This is a genomic window from Streptomyces sp. PA03-3a, from assembly GCF_033792735.1.
Lineage (GTDB): Bacteria > Actinomycetota > Actinomycetes > Streptomycetales > Streptomycetaceae > Actinacidiphila.
Genome location: NZ_JARAVM010000083.1, coordinates 1 through 3,345, shown reverse-complemented (window position 1 = coordinate 3,345; position 3,345 = coordinate 1). Strand labels below are relative to the sequence as shown.

Sequence of the window (3,345 nt, the reverse complement as noted above, 5' to 3'; positions counted from 1 at the left end):
CAGATGTCGCAATCCACACCGAGCCAGAAGGCCCTCACCCATTTCAAGATCCCTCAGCCGAGAGATCCGTCACCAACCTCTGTGGACAGAACAGCTAGGGCGTGTATCGAAAGCACGGACAGGCCGGGCGGGGTGATGCCCCGGTCCGGCCCGCCCGCTCTCTGCTAGAGGCCGAGCTGATGCTGGTGTGTCGTGTGCGTGGGTGTGTAGCCGAGACCGTCGTTGATCCGTCGCATGTGCGCGTTGCTGTCGGCGGTGTCGGTCAGGAGGCCATCGAGGTTCGGATAGTCCCCATGGGCTTGTCGGATCGACTCGGCCTTCATCCATCGGCCGAGGCTGTGACCACGGTGCTGGGGCAGCACGCCCGTGCCGTAGTGCTGGCCGTCACCTGCGCCGTTGCCGGGAATGACGAGTTCGGTGAACCCGGCGATCGAGCCGTTTGAGGCGTCGATGGCGACGACGGTGTGCAGGTGGTCGCCGCGCTGTTCGACGGCCTTCGCCGCAGCCCGCACGCGGTCCACGTCCCAGGCCACCGTGCCGTACTCGGCGTCGTCCATGGGCATGTCGTCCATGGCGCGGCGTGAGGCGGCGAACGTCCGGACGAGTTCGTCGGGGACGGTTCCCTGCCATGACGTCAGCCGGTAGCCGGGGTGCGGACGCTCGACGATTCCGGCGAGGACGGTGGTGTCCACGTCGGCCATCGCCAGGCGGGTGTACGTGAAGGTGAGGACCTTCCGGAAGCCGCGTGCCGCCAGGAAGTGGTCGCCGGGCGATCCGGCTTCGGCCTGCGCTACGACGCGGCGTCGGGCGTTGTCCCGGGCGGTGGCCACGGCGGTGTCGAGGAGCCGGGAGCCGACGCCCTTGCGGCGCTCCGCGGGATGAACGCGGAGGTCGAGCTCGGCGAGGTGCTCTTGTCCGCCGTCGAGCAGGCGCAAGAAGGCGGTCCCGGCAGGGATGGAGTCCGCGTCCGAGGCCAGCCAGGCGAGACGCCGGCCGTGCGGCCCGTGAGCGGGGTCGGTCAGTGGGGTGATGCGAAGGGACAAGGTGTCTCCGTCGAGAGGAGGTGGCAAGGGTCAGTACGCGAGCTCAACTCCTGGGCACTCGTGCGCATGTGCTCCACACCTCCTGGTCGACAGCGCCGGCCTGCACCGATGCGGACGGCTGGGCGAACCTAGCTGGCCGGCGGACCCCTGGGCAACGGATTAACGGATAGGCGGTGCGGGTTTGTGGTCACAGCCACTCGTTGATGGCCGCGACGAGGACGGTCGCCTCATAGCGGACCGCGAGCTTGTGGTATCTCGTGGCCACGGCACGATGCCTTTTGAGACGATTGATGCCACATTCGACCGCATGTCGAGCCTCGTAGTCCTCGGCGTCGAACTTGGGCGGCCGGCCGCCGTGAGCGCCGAGTCTCTTGCGGTTGCGAGCCTGGTCGACCTTGCCCGGGATGGTGCCGCGAATGCCACGTCGGCGCAGGTAGGCGCGGTTTCTGCGGGAGGCGTACGCCTTGTCGGCCCGCACGCGATCGGGGCGGACGCGTGGCCGGCCCGGTCCGGTGCGGGGCACGCGAACCTTCTCCAGTACCGGTTCGAACTGCGGCGAGTCTCCACGCTGCCCGGCCGTCACCACGATCGACATGGGCTTGTGCCCAAGCTCGACGGCCAGGTGCAGCTTGGTGGTGAACCAGCCGCGCGAATGCCCCAGCCCGTGATCACCAGGCTCGGCAAAGACACCACCCGTGACTCCTTCTGCAGGTCACCCCCGCTTCCGGGCCCAGGCCGCATGCTGATGGGCACGGCACACCGTGGAGTCGACGCTCAGGTCCCACGTGATCGCACCCTTCGCGTCAGCCAGGGACTGAAGCTGGGTGAGGACCCGGTGCCAGGTGCCATCCCGTTGCCACCGGCGGAACTGGTCGTAGATCCGGTCCCACGGCCCGTACTCGACGGGTACGTCCCGCCATGGAACACCGGTCCGGACCCGGAACCGTGTGCCGTCGATCAACTGCCGCCGAGACCAGACAGGCGGCCGACCTGCCTTCACGCCCTTCGGTAGCAACGGCTCCAGCGCCGCCCACTGTCTGTCCGTGAGATCTCCCCGCCCCATGAACGGTGATCATGCACCGCCTCAAGATCCACTTTCGACACACGGTCTAGGGCCGGGCTGTTTCGAAAGTAGCGTCGGTCGCCCGGAGGGCTGGTCCCGCGGCGTCTGGTGCGGTGCATCGCAAGGCGGAGAGTCGTCCTCGTACTGGTGACACAGTGGGGACGGCGATCACGCCGTCGAGCGCCGGTTACCTCGGCGACCGCCTGATCCCTCGCGCCCCAGGACATCAGCCCCTCGATCGAGGACGCCGCGGTACGCGAGATGGCCGCCAAGCTCGCCGAGCGGGTCAACGTCGTTGTGCTGGTCCCCTCCCACCGCAGGGCCACCGCCTGGAAGGACTACGCCAAGCTCACCGCCTCGGACTCGGAGAAGATCGGCGCGGCGGTCGCAGCGCTTCGCAAGGATCACGTCGGCCTGGTGGTGCTGGTCAACAAGTACGACGGGATCGACCTGCCTCGCACGGCGTGCGAGGTCCTGATCCTGTACGGGCTGCCGCAGGTTTACGGCGGTCAGACCCGCCGCGAGGCAATCGTGCTCGGCGATTCCGACGAGATGGTCAACCGACAGCTGCAGCGCATCGAACAGGGCATGGGCCGCGGGGTGCGCTCCGCCAACGACCACTGCGTGGTCCTACTGATGGGGCCCCACCTGTCACAGCTGATCGCCTCGCCCAGGTACCGTTCACGTTTCAGCGCCGCCACCCGCGCCCAGATCGAGTTCTCCCGCCAGATCGCAGCGACACTGGCCGGCCAGCCGCTGGAGAACATCGAGGGCGTGATCGCGCAGGTCCTGGGACGGGACCCGGCTTGGATTGCCGCCGCACGGGGCGCCCTGACCGAAGCCACTTACCCAAAGACCAACTTCTCCGCGGTCGCCGTACCCGCTCGCCGTGCCTGCGACCAGGCATTGCTCGGCCAGTACGCGCAGGCCGTCACCCACATGAGCGAGGCCGTTGCCGCCGCCAAGGACCCGATCGAGCGCGGTTTCCTCCAGGAGTAGCTCGCCGCTTATCAGCACTTCACGGATGAACCCAAGGCCCAGCAAACCCTGGTCAAGGCGCTCGCGCATAACCCTGCGATCCTCCGGCCCATCGACGGGGTCAAGCCCACTCGCATCAAGCCCACCGACACGCAGGCGGTCCTAGTAGCGTGTCGTTGCTTAATCCTGGGTTATTTGGTTGGGATGGTGGTGTCCGGCAGATGTTCCTTCCCCTCTGCCGGGCGGGAGTTGGTGTGATGG

General features: G+C 67.7%; 2 protein-coding genes and 1 pseudogene. 1 reads left to right on the top strand and 2 read right to left on the bottom strand.

Translation table 11 applies throughout. The features are described from left to right. Positions 1-164: 164 nt before the first annotated feature. Both PV342_RS40820 and PV342_RS40815 read right to left on the bottom strand, forming a co-directional pair. Positions 165-1,043 carry a GNAT family N-acetyltransferase gene (locus tag PV342_RS40820; protein ID WP_500321221.1) on the bottom strand — a complete coding sequence of 293 codons (879 nt, stop codon included), beginning with the start codon at positions 1,041-1,043 and terminating at the stop codon, positions 165-167. A gap of 187 nt (positions 1,044-1,230) precedes the next feature. Continuing rightward, positions 1,231-2,106, bottom strand: a pseudogene (locus tag PV342_RS40815) (IS5 family transposase). A gap of 261 nt (positions 2,107-2,367) precedes the next feature. Between PV342_RS40815 and PV342_RS40810 the strand changes: the two are divergent. Continuing rightward, positions 2,368-3,105, top strand: coding sequence for a helicase C-terminal domain-containing protein (locus PV342_RS40810; RefSeq protein ID WP_500321220.1), 738 nt, complete (start codon positions 2,368-2,370; stop codon positions 3,103-3,105). Positions 3,106-3,345: the final 240 nt, after the last annotated feature.

Bases quoted from the DNA above. Each gene is read 5' to 3' on its own strand.
- PV342_RS40810 (WP_500321220.1), top strand. From the start codon at position 2,368: ATGGCCGCCAAGCTCGCCGAGCGGGTCAACGTCGTTGTGCTGGTCCCC.